We start from the raw sequence: 16,510 nt of genomic DNA on the forward strand, positions 1-16,510 counted from the left end.
GTGGCCTCCCAGAACCGGGGAGGGTTGAAAACCTGTTTTTCCCAAGCCGTATTCCTCGTAGCCATTGCTACGGGACGGTGCCTGGAGCACTGGCACAGTATCCATAAATAAACCTTAACTAGGATAATGGCGATAGGGTAGGCAGGTAAGGGTGATGGCTTTGTCCTGCTACTGCGAGGTCTGCGGACGGGAGGTTGGGAAAAACGAGTGCAGGAAGGTGGTTGTTGAAGGCAGCGTCCTCACCGTGTGCCCTCAGTGCTACGCCAGGCTTGTCGGGCAGGGTAAGGCTAGGCCGTTTGTGGAGGAGAAGAGGCAGCAGCCTGCTAGACAAGCACCCAGGCCGTTGAAGCCAAGGGTTAGGGAGGAGTTCGAGGTGGTTGAGGACTACGCTAAGAGGATCAGGGAGGCCAGGGAGAGGCTTGGCTGGACTCAGCAGGTTTTAGCGCAGAAGGTGAGGGAGAGTGAAAACATAATCAAGAGGATTGAGGCCGGGAAACTGAAGCCGGGCCTCGACCTTGCCAGGAGGCTTGAGAAGGTTCTAGGCGTGAAGCTCCTTGAGCCAGTGGTTGATGAAGGGGCTTCTGCAACCGGTGGGGGAAGCGATGATTTAACGATAGGTGACTTGATCAGGTTGAAACGCGAGTAGAGGGCTCAGAGAGGGTTGAGGGTCGCTGTAGCCGTACCCAGGAGGTACTGGGGCTTCCTCGAGGAGGAGCTTGGACTTGTGAAGACCATCTATAGTGACATACAGTGTGTTGTGAAGGTGGGGAAGCCCTCGCCGGGGACATACTTGTCGAGTGAGAGGCTCAGGGAGCTCGGGGAATGCGGGTTCGAGAAGCTTGTTGTCATGGATAGGCTTAAACCGGTGCAGGTAGTTAACCTGGCGAGAGAGTTGAAGAGGGATGTCGTGGACAGGGTTATGTTGATACTCGAGATATTCGCTGAGCACGCTGGCTCCAAGGAGGCGAAGATGCAGATAGAGCTGGCCCGGCTGAAATACTATATTCCACTCGTGAGGGAGGCTGTGAGGTATGCTAAGATGGGTGAGCTACACGGCTTCCTCGGTGCCGGCAGGTATGGCTACGAGAAATATTATCTCATGCTTAAGAGGAAGGAGGCCAGGGTTCGAAGAGAGCTCGAGGAGCTGAGGAGGATACGTGGCGTCAGGAGGAAGCAGAGGATTGAATCAGGACTCCCCCACGTCGCGATCACAGGGTACACCTGTGCAGGTAAGACAAGCCTCTTCAACGCTTTAACAGGGCTCGGTAAGCCCGTGGGACCCGAGCCCTTTACAACTCTTGCACCTAAATCCAGCAGGGTTGCCTACAGGGATGTATGCTTCATCCTCACAGACACAGTGGGGTTTATCAGGGATCTTCCCCCGGAGATCATTGAGGCGTTTTACGCGACACTAGAGGAGATCAGTAGTGCAGATGTGCTTGTAAACGTTGTGGACGCCTCCAAGCCTCTTGAAAGGATCCGGGTGGAGTTGGAGACTACGAGAGGGGTGTTCAGCAAGATAGGTGTCCACGGGAAACCAGTCATAGTCGCATTGAACAAAGTGGACTTGCTGGGTGACTACACTGCTAAGGTGAGGGATGTAGAGGGCCTCCTCGCGGGTAATGAGGAGTTGATACCGGTTTCATCAACTATGAGGTTTAATCTCGAGCTATTAATGGAGGCTCTTTATAGGGTTTTGAGGGGTGGGACTGCTTGAAGATATATGTGTTGAGATACGGGCATAGGCCTGGCAGGGATAAAAGGGTTACAACCCATGTTGCACTCGTGGCACGTGCCTTCGGGGCAGACGGGTTCATCCTTGGCGATGTTGCCGATGAATCAGTGAAGGAGTCGATTGAGAAGGTATCGGAGATATGGGGTGGCAGGATCCACTTTGAGATGGGGGTTGACTCGCAGAAGTACTGTAGGGAGTGGAAGAGGAACGGCGGCTTAGTGGTTCATTTAACAATGTACGGCCTCCACGTTGACAGCGTGATCGACGAGGTGAGGAGGCTGGGTAGGGATATACTGGTGGTTGTGGGATCCAGGAAGGTGCCGGGGTTCTTCTACGAGGTGGCAGACTATAATGTAGCAATAGGTCATCAACCCCACTCAGAGGTAGCCGCCTTAGCGGTCTTCCTCGACAGACTGTTCACTGGGAGAGAACTCTACCTGAGGTTCCCTGATGCAAAGGTTGAAATAGTGCCGTCTCCCCGTGGCAAGAAGGTTAGGAGGCTTGGAGCCGGCGTGGAGTGATCCTTGTTCATGGGCTACCGGGTTCCACCCTCTCTTTGAACTGGCGTCTTCTTCACCAGTAGTATGCATGCAGTGGTGCTCGCTGCCAGCGAGATTAAGGGTAGCAGGATCACGGGTAGCGTTGGAGGGTCGCCTTTCCTCTGGAATTCAACCTTATAGTAGGTTATGGTTGAGTTCTCTAGTTTCCCCTGTGAGAGCACGTAGATTGTTAGGTTACTGTTCGCAGTGTAGAATGTCCAGGCGTATGTGATGGAGCCGCCGCCCGGGGATATTATTGTGGATAAAGGTATATCCTGTGCTCCCTGACTACTGTTGACCCTTACAAGTACAACCGGTATGTAGGGGTCCCTTAGCTCGATCGATATGTTTACTAGTGCTGCATCCCTGAATGAGTCCCTGAGGACGTAGGAGTAGTTGTAGGTCTGGTTCTCCAGCGTAATGTACTCTAGCTGTGAGAACTGCGCGTAGAGCCTCTTATCAACAGCGGTGTACCCGGTGGTGAACCCTGTGCCAATGTAGAGCAGGGAGGAGGCTGATACAAGGGCTACGAGCATAGCAATCACGGTTAGAGATAGTGCTAGCCGCAGGCCGCTCATCCTTCTCGAGATCACCCAGGCCGATGCCAGTACCACGGCTGTGTTAACGATGTTAACGGCTTCAACATATATGCTGGCGCCCTTCGCAACCACTACCGCGTAGCTGGATGGGGACGGAGCCAGTGTAAGCGTGGAAGGGGCACCTGTGGAGATAGTGATTGTTTCAGAACCCCTTGCTACATCTACGAGTGCCAGCCCCGTGCCCTGCTTGAAGTACAGGTGGATGCTCTGCGGGCTGTTTAAAGGCGTCACCCATGTGTAGGATGCTGATGAATCCTGCTGGTATATGTATACTGATGCAGCCATGGAGAACAAGGCTATTACAAGCCACGCCAGGACACCCATGCTCACCTTGATCTCAATACTCATATAGCACACCACCAACCTCTAAACTTATCAATGGATCCGGAGCTGCATCCATTTTGATGAATACTTGGGAAGTCTTATATACCATGTACCCTACATTGCGGCGGAGCAGCGGGTGCTGAATAAGGGTACCATGCAGTGATGCATGAGCCTAGGTGGATCCATGTCGTTGTGCCCGGTGGCAATCCACGACCTCCGGAGTGCTTGCCTGTGGCTTTGGACGAGGCTGGAGCCCCCGGGTGTGAAGGAGCGTGAGGAGATGGGTGTCTAGGAGTGAACAGAGGTTAGAGATGGATGTGGGAGGAGGGTTCTCCCCGCTGCGTGGGGAGACAGTGTTAAGCGTGTTTAAAAAACGTGTTGGTTAAAAGGGGTTATTTCGAGACTATGCTTCTCCTAACGGTCAGGTATGCTAGTAGGGCGAACACTGTTGCCAGTAGTGCGAATATCACTGCGACTAGCCCGATGTAGAAGGCGTTGGTTGCTGATGCACCTGCGGCGTCCGCCTTGCTTATCGCTGTGTCTACCTTACCGCTCACCGTGTTGAGGGTGTTCTGCAGGCTGCCTACGCTTGTCTTCAAGCCGGATACGTCACTGGACACCGTGCTCAGTGTGCTGGCTACGTTGTCAACCTTGCTTGCGACACCGCTCACCGCTGTCTTCACGTCGTTGACACCGGTCTTCAAGCCGGATATGTCGCTGGATATAGTGTTCAAGCTCTGCACGGCTGAGTTGAGCTGGCTTGTCACGCTGTCAAGCTTGCTTACAACGCTGCTAACGCTTGTCGATAATGCATCCACCTTGCTTGCGACATTGTTGACGTCGGTCTTCGATGCAACGGTTGAGCTGAGTGCGTCGAGCTTGCTGTTCACGGTGTCCACCGCGCTCTTTATGTTGTTGACTACTGCTGACACTGAGGAGACGGTGTTCACTAACCCGTTCAGTGTGCCGGCCACCTGGTCAACCTTGCTTCCAACCTCCTTCACATTGTCGATCGTGGCAGCCCTCGATATGTTGTTGACCACGTATACGAAGCCCGGCATGCTCTTCATGAAGGTGTTGTTTACCGAGTATACTAGTGACACAGCGTACTTGCCCGGCTGCACCATAGGTATCCATAACCCTAGTGTGCCTGTGAACTGGCTTACCAGGACACCGTTGGAGTCCGAGGTCCACCTTAGGACGTTGGTTGTGACACTCATTAATGCATCGGTGTCATTGATTAGCACGCCTGCGAAGGCTACACCGGGCGTGAACCCGGTGCCCAGTACTCTCACTATACCGCTTCCAACAAGGATCGGTATGTAGTCTCCTGAGAGTGATGCCAGCACTATCTTGGGTGCCACATACGGGTTGGCATAGTTGTTAACGTTCATCGAGAAGTCCACAATGTGTTCGCCTGTAACGGATCCAATGATCCTTATAGTGTACTCGCCTTCAGGCAGCGTTGGTACAACGAATTTCGCTGAGAAGAATCCATTATCGTCGGCTGCACCGCTTGCCACCTGGATGCTCCCGAAGTACACTGTGACCTGCTCACCGGAGGCGAGACCGTAGGCAACCACCTGTATAATGTTGCCGAGGTAGTCGCATTCACCACCGTATACAACGCACTCGCCACAGTAGGCTGTTCCAACCGCTGTTTCACATGGGCATATCTTGAGCACATAATACTTCTCTCCATCATAGAGGCCGGCAGACACCTTTGTAGTGTTTTTCATTGGTTCATTGGTCAACGGGTTTAATCCAACCCAGTAGGCTGTGGTGCCCACTATTACAGCCAGGCTGTATTCGTAGTCCCAGCTGTCGATGCCCCAGATGTAGTGGGCTCCGAACGATGTGTTGAGGGGTATAGTCACCTGGAACGTGGCGTTTCCATCCTTGTCCAGCACCACTGGCTTGGGGATGGTGTCTAACGGCATTATCTTATCATAGGAGACATCCAGGTAGTTCTCGTTGTAGCCCCATGCTGCTCCAGGCCCGTATCCATATGCCACTATGGTTATCACTTGGCCTGGGAGCACTGAGGGGGCAGGCCCACCGCACTGTGGTCCGCTGTTGTCAACGTAGCATAGTATTGGCCTGACCAGGTGGTAGGTGTTCCTGAACTCGTACTTGGTTCCATCGCTGAGTGTGACTCTAGGTATGTAGAGTCCGGCAGCCATGTTGGTTCCGTTGTAGTCCTTTAGGTTCGATATATTGAAGTGTCCGACGCTGTCTGCAGCCACGCTCCCAGCCACATTGAACACGTATACTACCTTGGTGAAGTTAGTGTTGTAGAGCTCTATGATGCTTATAGAGGCTCCCGCAGGGAACCCGAAGCCCTCTAGCGAAATTGCTTCATCAGCTTTGCCGTTCCCCTCGCTGGGGGATACGACGACCTGCGGTATCACTGTTAGCACTCCCACCTTAGCCCTGTACATGAGTGTCGCAGTGGAGGTGAAGTTCACATTGTACTTGTCAGCGGGTAGCACGAATATTAGGGATTCGTCGTATGAGAACTGTATCGGAATGCTCACGGAGCCGTCGGCGCCCGCGGTAGCTGAGACAGTGTATGTCGTGCTGTATGTTGCGCCATCGAAGTTCACGGCGGTTATGGAAGCCCCCTCAGGGAACCCGTATCCGTTAACGACTATGCTGTTGAAGTTGCGCTTACCATCCACTATTGTTGTTACTGAGGGCGTTACCTCGATCAACGGGTACACGTAGAGGGTTCTCTGATCCTGACCTATGAAGGGTATGCTTGCTGTGACCAATAGTGCTGGAGGATCATTGGTTCCAATGTTAGGCAGGTTTTTCGGTATGGGGACCAGGATGCTGTATGTACCTGGGCTAGGCGGGTAGAATGTCTGGGTGGCGTATACCTGGCCTGTGAACGCGTTGGATACCTCAATGGTTACTGCAGCGGTGAGGGGCACTGTTACTGTGACGTTTATGGTTCCACCAGGGTATACTCCCTGGCTGTCTGCCCCGGTCACGCTCACTATTATGCCCTGCGCGCTGGTCACCGGCGCAATGAATGCTAGGTTCACCAGTATAGGCGTCAAGATTGTTAATGCGAGTATTATGGAGATTATCCTCTTGGACATGATACTTCACCGTTGTTCACCTTATACACTGGCAGGGTTTTAAGAGGGGTGTTTACACAGGTATATACATTGTGTATACAAGTGTATACATGAATTCAACCCGATCCAAGGGTGATCGGGCCCCCCGGGGACTCGGGGAACCCGTAAGGGGCCCCTCTCAGGATTGATGATTCAGGGAAAAAGCTATGGGTAGAGCCACGCGTACTGTAGTCCTGTGATAACCCAGTCCTCGATCACATATGTGGTTGTGTTAAGGTAGTAGCTTGATCCAACCCTGCTGTAGACGGGGAGGCTGCTGCTGGTCATGAACACTAGTAGTGATATATCCTTCCTGTCTAGTGTTCCACCTGTGTTCGCCCATGACACAGTGTAGGAGAACACGTAGAACGGCGGGTAGTTACCTGTGTAGCTTACGGGTGCAACACTGTACTCCCTTATGTCCGCGTTCTGCGAGCTGAAGACCGGGTATGATGATGCATTGACCACGGTCGGGTATGGTGATGCATCGACCACGGCGCTTGACTCTGTCACCGGGTATGGGAATCTAACGCTGAATCTTGCAACACCTGTTGCAGCAGCGTTCACCGAGGGCAGTCTCGCCGGGATGCTCTGCGGCCAAACCGATAGGGTGAACCGCTCTAGGTTGACGCCTGCATCGAACAGCACTGTTCTCACAACTATAGTGTAGACTCCGAGCGTGGGCTTGCTCGACGGGTAGAGACCGTACCTGTAGGATGTACTCGGGAACGTTATCGTCGACGTGTTGCCGCCTACTCCACCTGTCGCATGCCACATGAATCTACCGCTACCGAGGTGCATGTGCCATGATACTGATTCACCCAGGAATATGCCTGCTAGGAACCCGTTGGGGCCGAGCGTGTATGTTACAAGCGAGGTGTTAGGCATGCTCCACGAGGCCTTGACCTGCATGTAGGCTATGGCCGGGCTGCTCACATTGACGTAGAAGAACCTCCAGTCGCCTGCCTCATACCTCCAGTCCCAGTCGTTTTCTCCCCTGATGTGTGAGGCAGGCATGGGTGACGCGGTGTCCTGCATCGGGTTCAATACTGTTTCAACACCGGTGGTCAGGGATGCTACAACCGTGTATGTGAGTGGCACATAGTATTCTTTCACGGAGGAGCCGTCGCTCACCGTGACCTTCACGTAGGACTGGTAGACTGTTGGAGCCATAGTGGAGGTGGTCTTAATGGTTCCATATATGGTCACGGTTCTACCAGGGTAGACTGTGAAAGCTGTGGACGGCAGCATGATGGAGGTGTCTGCGACGGTCTTATAGTAGGTTATCGTCAAGGTGACTGGGACGTTGACTAGCTCCGGGAAGCCCTTGCTCGTATCGGTGTCGTTCCATAATCTACCCCTTATAACCAGCTTGGCGTCACCGTACTTTGAGGCGAAGTAGTTGAGCCATTTAAGCGGGTCGGCCACCTGTAGCCTGTTGTGTGAGGATGTATGCAGCCCGTAGTTGACGTAGGCCACTTCTCCTACCTGCAACAGGTTGTTGGGTGTCGAGGGGTCGTATGGGTAGCCGTTTCCATCCGCGTCGTTGACCCATATATAGGTGTAGACTAGTGCATCGTAGTCTGGCACGTAGTCGCCGTCGCCGTCGAAGTATTTGAACGGCATGTTTACTTCAACACTCATCAAGGCTGTGTCGCCGGGTATCTCGCTCCTGTCAAGGATCAGGTAGAAGGAGTAGTCGGTCATACCCTTCAGCAGGCTCGCTGTGAAATTATATGTCTTAACAGTGGACACCACGTATTTAACGCTGGTGAATGAGACCGTTATGGGCGTCGAGGACGGGTTGGATACTGAGAGGTCGAAGACCCTGGATAGCCCCCTCGGTATGTCAGGCACGTAGATGCCGTAGTATCCTGTGCTGCTCCATGTGGATGGGATGGACGGGTTCGCCGGGAACAGGGCTACACCATACCAGTAGAGTAGGCTTGAAGGTATGTAGTCTCTCCAGTAGTAGAACCATATCTCTGAGAGCTTCCCTGAGACACCCGTGTAGTAGCTCCTGGAGTATATGAGTGGCTCACTGTTCTCCAGTATGCTTGAGACAGCCCTGTACACGTTGACCCTGCCGGCACCCTGGTCGAGTGGCGGGTAGTTGAGGAAGTCAGCAGTGTTCATCAGGATCTGTTTAACCGTGAACGGGCTCGTGTACCTCCCGGCGTCTCCAAGCTTCTCCATTAACGCGCCTAGGAGGAGTGCAATGGAGCCGGCTGTCAGCGGGGTGGCGTAGCTGGTGCCGCCGAACACAGTGTACTTAGGCCTATTCCACCCTATCACCGAGGCAGTGAAGCCGAATGCTCCCACGTTGACTACATCCGGCTTCAAGTAGCCGGCTGGCGTGGGGCCTCTGGCCGACCAGCTTATTATCTGATCGTATGTTATGTCAGCATACCCGTAGAGGTAGTAGTAGGGCCACCATGAGGTTGAAGCACCAACCGTTATAACGCCTGCAGCGGAGCCTGGTGCTGTAACCGTCCCGTAGCCTCCTCCACCGTTACCGGCTGCCTGCACTATTACTATGCCTGGGAAAGCAGGGTCGAGGAAGCCCGGTGTCACCAAGCCGTTTTCAAGTATCGAGGTGAAGTCGTAGCCGAAGCCCGAGATATCGTATATGAAGCTGCTTATACCCCAGCTATTGCTTATCACATCAGCCTTCCTGCTCCCAGTGTAGTAGAGTAACCCATTGGGGTCGACGTCGAAGCCGGCTGCCCACAGCATTCCAAGCTCCGTGTTACCCATCCACAGCGACTTGACACCGATGACCTTGGCGCCGGGTGCTATGCCCTCGAGTAGACCCCCGTAGAGGACGTCTTCGCCTGCAACGGCTGAGGCACACGCTGTTCCATGCCCATTGAAGTCGTAGAATATGCTCATGTAGTTGCCCTGTAGATCCCAGCCTGGGAGGAACCTGCCGGAGCCGAACCACCAGCCGAGGTCGAAGAAGAAGCCGCCTGCGATGCCGAAGCTGTAGCTCGGGTTCGCCTGGCTCGGCGACACGAGTAGCCTACTACCATTGTATGAGGCGCTCATGTCGACGGAGTCTGTGAAAACATTGTTCCTGTTGAAGTCTATGTATAGCTTAGTGTAGACGCCCGGTGTATCTGGGTCGGCCAGCAGGACGAACCTGACTACGGCACCTGATACACCGGGAAGACTGAGGTATGTTAAGCCCACCTTGTATACTCCGCTAGCCGAGGGTATGTTGCCGACGTAGAGGCTCCTGCTGGTGGTCAGGGTCAGGTTCACCATGGATGGGGTTATAACCTGGAAAACTGTCTCAGCCGGTATGTTGATGTAGCCGCTGCTGTCCGCAGTGTAACCCTGGAAGAGTATTACCTGTGATTCATCAGCGTCTAGGACGAGTGGCTCCGTGATGTTCACTAGGTTGCCGTAGGCATCCATGTATTCACCGGTCCAGTATATGAGCTTGTTCTGGAGGTTGGGGTGCCCGTAGTCCACGCCTGTGTCGACGACTGCGACGGTTACTCCGCTACCGTTTAAACCGTATACTTGGCTCGTTAAGTCTACACCGGTGATCAGTCTCACGTACATGGTGTCGGCTTCAGGGGTCTCCTTGAAGGGTGCTGAGTCAACGGCTCTTGCATCGAGTCCACGGTTCATCAGCGTCAACGCCGGCTTGACGATAGCGTTGCTGAAGGCAACTTCCTTGGCGTCGCCTAGTACCCGGGCCACGAGGTCTCTGGGCCCGAATACCTTGAACACGTAGTTGCCAAGCTTATCCCTCACGAGCCTTGAGGCAGCCATGTTCACCTCTACGCCATAGTACTCGAAGCTCGTGGACTGCAACCTGTTGTACAGCTCGTAAACGGCCTGGGGAGGCGTCGACTTATCTATCGAGACCACTACTGAAACGTAGTCGCCGTCAACCCTGTTCAACATGCTCACAATGTCTCTTACCCCCTTCGCCTGCACAGTGGTTTTCGCCGCTATAGGTACCCCGGAGACTATTACTGCGAGAAGTAACACTAATATGGGTATAAGGTATATTCTAGAGGTTTTCATTTCACACACCTAAGCATTAGGAATAGTATCCCCCAATATATAAGTTTTCACCACTCAAGTGCCACAGGGGATCCCTCGGTGCCTCCGGAGGCCGGCTTATGAAAGCTTTATTAGGCTTACAGAGGCTTCTACCTCTCTAGACGGTGGGGGAGACCCTGACGGTATGCATCCCACTGGCTTCATGCTTAGGCCGGCGGGTCCTCGAGGAACCCGGCGCCCCGTGGCGTGTTTAAAACCCGTTAACCCGGTGGGGTTCCATGTCTAGGGAGGTAAGAAGGAGGTTTGTACCGTTATCAGATGAGGTTATACAGGAGGCTCTCAGCGTCTCCGAGAGGTATGGGATGCCCTACAGCGTCCTCATAGAGAAGGCCCTGGGCGGCTTGCTCAGGGTGATGAGGTATAAGTCGTCTATCCTTGAGAGCCTGGTGCTAGTCGACGCCGTTGACGACTTAAGGAGGCTGGGTCTCATATTCCTGCCATCCCATGTAGCTAGAAGGGTGATCGACGAGGTGGATGAGGAGCTCTTCACCCAGCTACTCGACGAGGTTTCAAGGTCGGCGAGATGGTTCGGCGAGCTGAGCAGGGTTAAACGGGGCAGTTCACCCAGGGAGTTCCAGGTATCCCTCTCCCTGTGGATCCCGGCTACAACGGTTGACATGGTTGCAGAGGGGGACGGCGTCTACAAGTTCATTGTCTCAATGGCTGACGCCTCCCCCAGGATGATCCGCCTCCTCGAGAAGGTGGTGACGGGTATTGCGGCGGGCTACGACGTCAAGATCCTTGACCTCGCATCCAATGTCAACACTGTGGTTGTAAGGGTGACGGGGTTCCTTGAGAAAGAGTAGGAAGACCATAGGAGTGGACGCGGAGTACGTGGAGGCCCTTAAGGAGGTTGCGAAGAGGAGGGGGACAAGTATCTCCAGCTACATGAGGCAGCTAATAGATGAAGTCCTAAGGATCGAGTCAGCGGGCTACTATGCTCCCAGGGCCCTCATGGAGAGGTGGATTGAGATACTTCTCTCCAAGGTGGGCTTCACCTACGTGTACCCGGAGGTACTCGAGGTAAGCGACCCCGTGGAGTTGGAGAGAAGGGGGGAGAGGCTTGGGTCAACGCTCGTGGAGCTGGGCGTGGACCCGGTGAAGCTCGTCGAGCTACTGGGGGTTGGGACTGGCACGGCGATCTCTCAAGGAGAGTCGATAATACTTATACCGCAGGAGAACCCTTTGAAATCCAGGATGCTCCACTTGATCAGGGGTATGGCGAAGGGCGCCGGCTTATCCATCTCATCCAGCGGTAGCCTCGTGATAATATCACCGAGAAAGCCCATCCTCTAGGATTCGGGTCAGCCAGAATACTTCTAGTTATTTACTTCACCTCTTCATTTCATTTATTGTTTCCCTGCTCCCTCGGGCTTCACTGTTCATTACAGGAGTGTTCAGGGACCCCTGGCTCCCCTACATGTGCGTATAGAGCTCTGAGCCAAATATTCATGGCTCCAACAGTATCTCCATCAGCCATGAATCTGCATCTTGGACATGTAGATGAGGTGTTCTTCGGATCCATGAAAACCACTGGTGCATTGTACTCAATAGCTTTACAACTGGAAGCCTCGCCATTTAGGGCGGGGAGGAGGTTGGATGTTTATAATCCGTGTCCCTGATATAGTAGTAGGTGAATGCCTAGCTAAGTGAGCGTGGATTAAATGGGTGAGGGTGTTCTACCGGGTACAGCCATAGGGTTGAAGACGAGTGAGGGCGTTGTACTGGCTGCTGAGAAAAGGCTCTCATACGATGGCTTCGTGCTCAGCAGGAACGCTAGGAAGATACACATGGTGACAGACCATGTCGGCGTAGGCTTCGCGGGCTTAATGGGCGACGTAGGCTTCCTGGTGAAGGTGCTCAGGCTTGAAGCCAAGAACTATGAGCTACAGCATGGGAGGGAGATCAGGGCTAGGAGCATGGCTAAACTCCTCTCCCTAATCCTCTACAACTATAAGCTTGCACCGATGCTCACAGAGGTGGTTGTAGGAGGCTTCGACGACGAGGGCCCATCACTCTACATCCTCGACCCCGTTGGCAGCCTGATAGAGGAGAAGTACGTGGCGGTTGGCTCAGGAGCACAGCTGGCACTAGGCTACATAGAGCCAAGGTACTCGCCAAGCATAACGCTGGCTGAGGCAGAGGAGCTAGCGGTGAACGCTATAAGGACAGTCGTGGAGAGAGACGTACTGTCAGGGGATGGAATAGACCTAGCCACTATAACCAGGAGCGGGTACAGGTTCAAGGAGATACTTTTCAAGGTCACCGATCAACAAGGCCGCGGGCAGCATTAACGAGTTTATATTTCTCAAAGACCACATAATACTAACCCAGTGGGCCCGTCGCCTAGCCAGGATAGGGCGCCGGCCTGCGGAGCCGGAGGCCCCGGGTTCAAGTCCCGGCGGGCCCGTTGAACAATCAAAGACGCCTTGATCCCCGCTTCCACCACCCTGCTTCCCGCTGAGGGCATGGGTGAGCTGCTTCACCGTGGAGAGGTTCTCCAGGCGGGGCCAGCTTTTTAAGGGGCTGTGATCATACTTCCCATGGTGGTCTGTTGAATAGTAGAGTCGCCGTAGTCCTATTGATAGCAATAGTGCTCTCAGCGTCAGCGGTGCTTTACCTCCTGGCGGCGCCGAAGGGAAGTGGGCCCGGGGTTTCACCGCATCCAACCCCTCTGCAACCATATATTTCCAATATAACACTGGAGGGATTCCTCTACGTGGGCGGCGACCTCTACATGAGGTTGAAGGTTTACGGGGATGTCGACCTCAGAGACACGGATTGGATCGGGGTGTTCAAGGTCTGGCTCCCAGATGGAAGGGAGGAGGAGCGGATCCATGAAGCAGGAGACTATGCGAGTATTTCCGACACCTTCAGACTGCTGAGAGGGGTGAAGACAATAGACGTCTATATACCGACTAAATGGTACGAGGAGCCCAGGTTGGAGGGGGCGTACAATATCACAGTGTTCCTGTATGGTCCCTACCAGAATAGGACAATGCTCTTCACAAGGATCCTCAACCTTAGAATGGCGCTTACAGCAAGAATATCTCCGACTACATGGCGATCCTGGGATGAAAACATCACGGTAACCGTAACCAACACCGGTGATGTACCAGTAATCCTGTATGGTGTTGGAATAGAGCATTCTGGGACGCTCATAGGTAGGATAAGGGGGCCCAGTGAAGTAGTCATCATGCCCGGCGAAACAAAGGACTACGCTGGAGTACTCGAGGTTGATGAAAAAACATACTATGCGGGGAAAACCATCCAGGTGGATTTCCCCCTGAGCATCGTGGGGGCATCACAGCGGTTCACTATAACTCAAACCGTGAGCTTCCCGGCGGGATAGTTCCACCGGGCACAGCGTTAAAGAACCCGGGGGTAATGTGCCTCTCAGCCCTAGCCCGCTTTAAACTTGTTGATCCACGTGTCTCCCCGTTGCCTGCTACACGGCTTCAAGGATTCAGTGTATTCATTAGGGTGGTTGAGTATTAGACTGGCGTGAGGGAGGCTGTGTGAGGGAGAGGACGGGGGATCCAGGCATCCTAGGGAGGCTTCATGTGAAGACGCATGGGGAGTTGCTGGGGCTCGTGGATGCAAGGCTCCGGGCTCTGGGTGTGCGGGGTTCCAGCGGGGAGGGCTTGCTGCTCAGCGGGCTTGAAGCAGTGTACAGCACGGTGTCCAGGGAGCTTGAAGTCCTAGTGGAGGTCGCTGAGCTGGTGGAGGGTTTACCCTTATTCTTCAGGGAGCTGTACAGGATGTATGTCGGTGAGGAGCCAGCTGACACTGCACGCGGCTTCAGGAGGCTTCTCAGGATTGCACGGAGAATATACTTGGAGCACAGGGATGCCATCCGTAGGCCGGGAGGCAGCCCCAGGGAGGCTTTCAGAAGCGGGGTGGGGAGGCTTCTATCCCTCTACAAGAGGAAGGCTAGGGTCATAGGGCTCGTGAAGAAGTATGTCGCCGAGGTCTCAGGAATGCCCGATGTATCCGGGGACTACAGGGTGGTTATAGCAGGGGTGCCGCAGGTAGGTAAGTCGACACTCCTCTCCAAGCTGACTAGGGCGAGGCCGGTGATAGGGTCATACCCGTTTACAACCCGCAACATAATTGTAGGCCACATTGACGTGGATGAAGCCGGCAGGATAGTGTTGATAGATTCACCCGGCATACTGGACACGCCGCTCGAGGAGAAGAACATCGTGGAGAAGCGGGCTGTGCTCGCCTTAAAACACCTTGCAGACCACCTTCTCTTCGTGATCGATGCAAACCCCTCCTTCTACTACTCCCTGGAGGAGCAGTTAAGAGTGTTGGAGACCGCTAGGAGGCTCGTAGAGGGGAAGCCTGTGACACTCGTGGTGAACAAGGTTGACTCCCTGCCCAAGGAGCTTGTCGAAGAAGTTGTTGAATCAGTTGAATCGAAGACAGGGTTGAAGCCTATCCCTGTGTCAGCCCTCCTCGGCGTCAACCTGGATTTCCTGAGGGAGGAGTTGGTCAAGGCGTTCAGGGCTGGAAGCCAACGCCCCTTATAGTTACTATCCCCGGCTTACCCAGCTCGCCGTCGACCACGGGGTCTGCACCAGGGAAGAAGAGTTTCCCCACCTCGATCGCCGTGAGCAGGTGGAGGGTTATCCTTGAGACACCTATCCTGCTCACCCCTCTAGCCAGGAACATGTATGGGATCAACATGTCACCCATATGCCTGTCGAAGGCCATCCCTGTCTCCAACTCCTCTATGAGCCTTAAAGCAGCCTCCTCGCCTACTTTCTCAGCCGGCTTCCCTTTCTCACCCAGGGAGTCGCTGCCCAGCCTCACCCCTGGCTCGGCTTCAGCGTAGACGAGTACACCGCTCCCCGGCCCCAGGTGGGGGTCCCTGTCAGGCGGGTAGGTTTCAATGCTTCCATCTATCTTCTCCCCGAAGACTCTTGCCAGGGTGCTCCTGGCTGACTCCAGCTGTCTAACCGCCACGTGGTGGGGTAGTTTAACACAGTAGCTGTGTATGGTGAAACCCGTTATACGCCCCCTTTTAACGATCATGACTGGTTTAAGGGGCTCCTTGAGGTGTCTCACCTCTACATCCACTACTCCGCCCCCCTTGGGGTAATGCCCTCTCCTGGCGACGCTTACCTTCGCCTCGACACCCATGTGTCTCACATTGTATAGGAACACGTGGCTGATGTAGTCTATTGGAGGACTCCACGGTACATTGGTTCCCCCTTTAAGCCTTATCCTTGAATCCCGCTCCCCGAAGACCAGGACTGGTAGCAGTGCCTGCAGCACTAGCGAGATGCTTCCAGCCGTCCCTATATCTATCTCCATCGCCCCGCTCCTCCTCTCAGTAGGCTTGAACACTATCTCAGTGCTCCCTACTTCAGCCTTCTCCACCTCGGCTCCAGTCACCTTCCTCAGGGCTTCGACAGCGGTGAGGTGCTGGGGGCGGAGGCCTGGGTTGTCTCTCTTAGCCCTTATATTGTAGATCCTGACGGGTCTAAGCGTCAGGGAGGAGAGTGCCAGCGCGTACCTCAGTATCTGCCCGCCTCCCTCACCTATGCTACCGTCTATTTCTAGAATGCTCATCAACGCACACCTCCCTTATCCTCTCCACTCCTCCAACCTCCTCCATGTACTCGGCTACAGTGTATGGGACCAGGCTCCTCCATTCTTCACTACCCTCCACTATTAGCTGCCTTATGCGTGTACCACTATACTTATCGGGCTCCACCGGCTCTATCCTAACTGTTTTGAAGCCAACCCATTTGAATAGCTCGAGTACATGCGGGTTGCCTGAGGCGACAGCGTTAACCCTCGGCGTCAAGGAGAGCACGTGCGTGGTCCACGCCATCGGCATATATATGTCTGGCACTGGTATGAGCCACACTCTGTCGAAGACGTGTTCATCCCTGAAGAGGCGTGTAAGCATCTCTATTCTCTCACCGGCTGTGAAAGGGTTTCTACAGGTGAAACCCTCCTGCGCGCTCCCTATTACTACAACTATCTCGTCGAACTCTTCGAGGAGCCTCTCCACGACGGCTAGGTGGCCCCTGTGGAAGGGCTGGAACCTCCCTGGGAATAGAACCCTGTTCATTTAGACACCTGGATCAGGCT

The 16,510-nt window shown here is 54.2% G+C and carries 13 protein-coding genes and 1 tRNA gene; 9 read left to right on the top strand and 5 right to left on the bottom strand.

Translation table 11 applies throughout. The features are described 5' to 3' along the window. Nucleotides 1–160: 160 nt before the first annotated feature. From DESMU_RS06415 to DESMU_RS06425, 3 genes are read left to right on the top strand one after another with little or no spacing between them, the layout of a single operon-like run. Nucleotides 161–646 carry a multiprotein bridging factor aMBF1 gene (locus DESMU_RS06415; RefSeq protein WP_013562778.1) on the top strand — a complete coding sequence of 162 codons (486 nt, stop codon included), beginning with the start codon at nucleotides 161–163 and terminating at the stop codon, nucleotides 644–646. Nucleotides 647–661: 15 nt separating this feature from the next. After that, nucleotides 662–1,717, top strand: a complete 1,056-nt coding sequence (hflX, locus tag DESMU_RS06420) for a GTPase HflX (protein ID WP_013562779.1) — start codon at nucleotides 662–664, stop codon at nucleotides 1,715–1,717. Next, on the top strand, nucleotides 1,714–2,256 hold the full coding sequence (locus DESMU_RS06425; protein ID WP_013562780.1) for a tRNA (cytidine(56)-2'-O)-methyltransferase: 543 nt from the start codon (nucleotides 1,714–1,716) through the stop codon (nucleotides 2,254–2,256). The genes hflX and DESMU_RS06425 overlap by 4 nt, the downstream gene beginning before the upstream one ends. Nucleotides 2,257–2,270: 14 nt before the next feature. Here DESMU_RS06425 and DESMU_RS06430 read toward each other — a convergent pair whose 3' ends face one another. The 3 genes from DESMU_RS06430 to DESMU_RS06440 form a co-directional block, all read right to left on the bottom strand. Continuing rightward, nucleotides 2,271–3,221, bottom strand: a complete 951-nt coding sequence (locus DESMU_RS06430) for a hypothetical protein (protein ID WP_013562781.1) — start codon at nucleotides 3,219–3,221, stop codon at nucleotides 2,271–2,273. A 368-nt stretch (nucleotides 3,222–3,589) separates the two neighbouring features. After that, nucleotides 3,590–6,304 (bottom strand): hypothetical protein, encoded by a 2,715-nt coding sequence (locus tag DESMU_RS06435; RefSeq protein ID WP_013562782.1) that lies wholly within the window; start codon nucleotides 6,302–6,304, stop codon nucleotides 3,590–3,592. 183 nt (nucleotides 6,305–6,487) lie between these two features. Continuing rightward, nucleotides 6,488–10,363, bottom strand: coding sequence for a S8 family serine peptidase (locus DESMU_RS06440; protein WP_013562783.1), 3,876 nt, complete (start codon nucleotides 10,361–10,363; stop codon nucleotides 6,488–6,490). Between the two features lie 257 nt (nucleotides 10,364–10,620). Between DESMU_RS06440 and DESMU_RS06445 the strand changes: the two genes are divergently transcribed. From DESMU_RS06445 to DESMU_RS06470, 6 genes are all read left to right on the top strand, one after another. Beyond that, entirely contained in the window at nucleotides 10,621–11,208 is a 588-nt protein-coding gene (locus tag DESMU_RS06445; RefSeq protein ID WP_013562784.1) for a hypothetical protein, read from the top strand. Further along, on the top strand, nucleotides 11,195–11,698 hold the full coding sequence (locus tag DESMU_RS06450) for a ribbon-helix-helix protein, CopG family (protein ID WP_013562785.1): 504 nt from the start codon (nucleotides 11,195–11,197) through the stop codon (nucleotides 11,696–11,698). Before DESMU_RS06445 ends, DESMU_RS06450 begins: the two co-directional genes overlap by 14 nt. A 368-nt stretch (nucleotides 11,699–12,066) precedes the next feature. After that, nucleotides 12,067–12,696 carry an Ntn hydrolase family protein gene (locus DESMU_RS06455; protein WP_013562786.1) on the top strand — a complete coding sequence of 210 codons (630 nt, stop codon included), beginning with the start codon at nucleotides 12,067–12,069 and terminating at the stop codon, nucleotides 12,694–12,696. 41 nt (nucleotides 12,697–12,737) lie between these two features. After that, nucleotides 12,738–12,812: transfer RNA gene (locus DESMU_RS06460), tRNA-Arg, on the top strand. A gap of 144 nt (nucleotides 12,813–12,956) precedes the next feature. Further along, a complete protein-coding gene (locus DESMU_RS06465) occupies nucleotides 12,957–13,754 on the top strand; it encodes a hypothetical protein (RefSeq protein ID WP_013562787.1) in 798 nt (265 codons plus the stop codon). Nucleotides 13,755–13,920: 166 nt separating this feature from the next. Then, nucleotides 13,921–14,937, top strand: a complete 1,017-nt coding sequence (locus DESMU_RS06470; protein WP_013562788.1) for a GTPase — start codon at nucleotides 13,921–13,923, stop codon at nucleotides 14,935–14,937. Here the strand turns inward: DESMU_RS06470 and rtcA are convergent. Then, complete coding sequence (gene rtcA / locus DESMU_RS06475; RefSeq protein ID WP_013562789.1) at nucleotides 14,909–15,982, bottom strand: RNA 3'-terminal phosphate cyclase; 1,074 nt, start codon at nucleotides 15,980–15,982, stop codon at nucleotides 14,909–14,911. The genes DESMU_RS06470 and rtcA overlap by 29 nt on opposite strands. Continuing rightward, on the bottom strand, nucleotides 15,957–16,490 hold the full coding sequence (locus DESMU_RS06480; RefSeq protein ID WP_013562790.1) for a nicotinamide-nucleotide adenylyltransferase: 534 nt from the start codon (nucleotides 16,488–16,490) through the stop codon (nucleotides 15,957–15,959). Before DESMU_RS06480 ends, rtcA begins: the two co-directional genes overlap by 26 nt. Nucleotides 16,491–16,510 lie beyond the last annotated feature (20 nt).

The sequence above is a fragment of the Desulfurococcus mucosus DSM 2162 genome, assembly GCF_000186365.1.
Lineage (GTDB): Archaea > Thermoproteota > Thermoprotei_A > Sulfolobales > Desulfurococcaceae > Desulfurococcus > Desulfurococcus mucosus.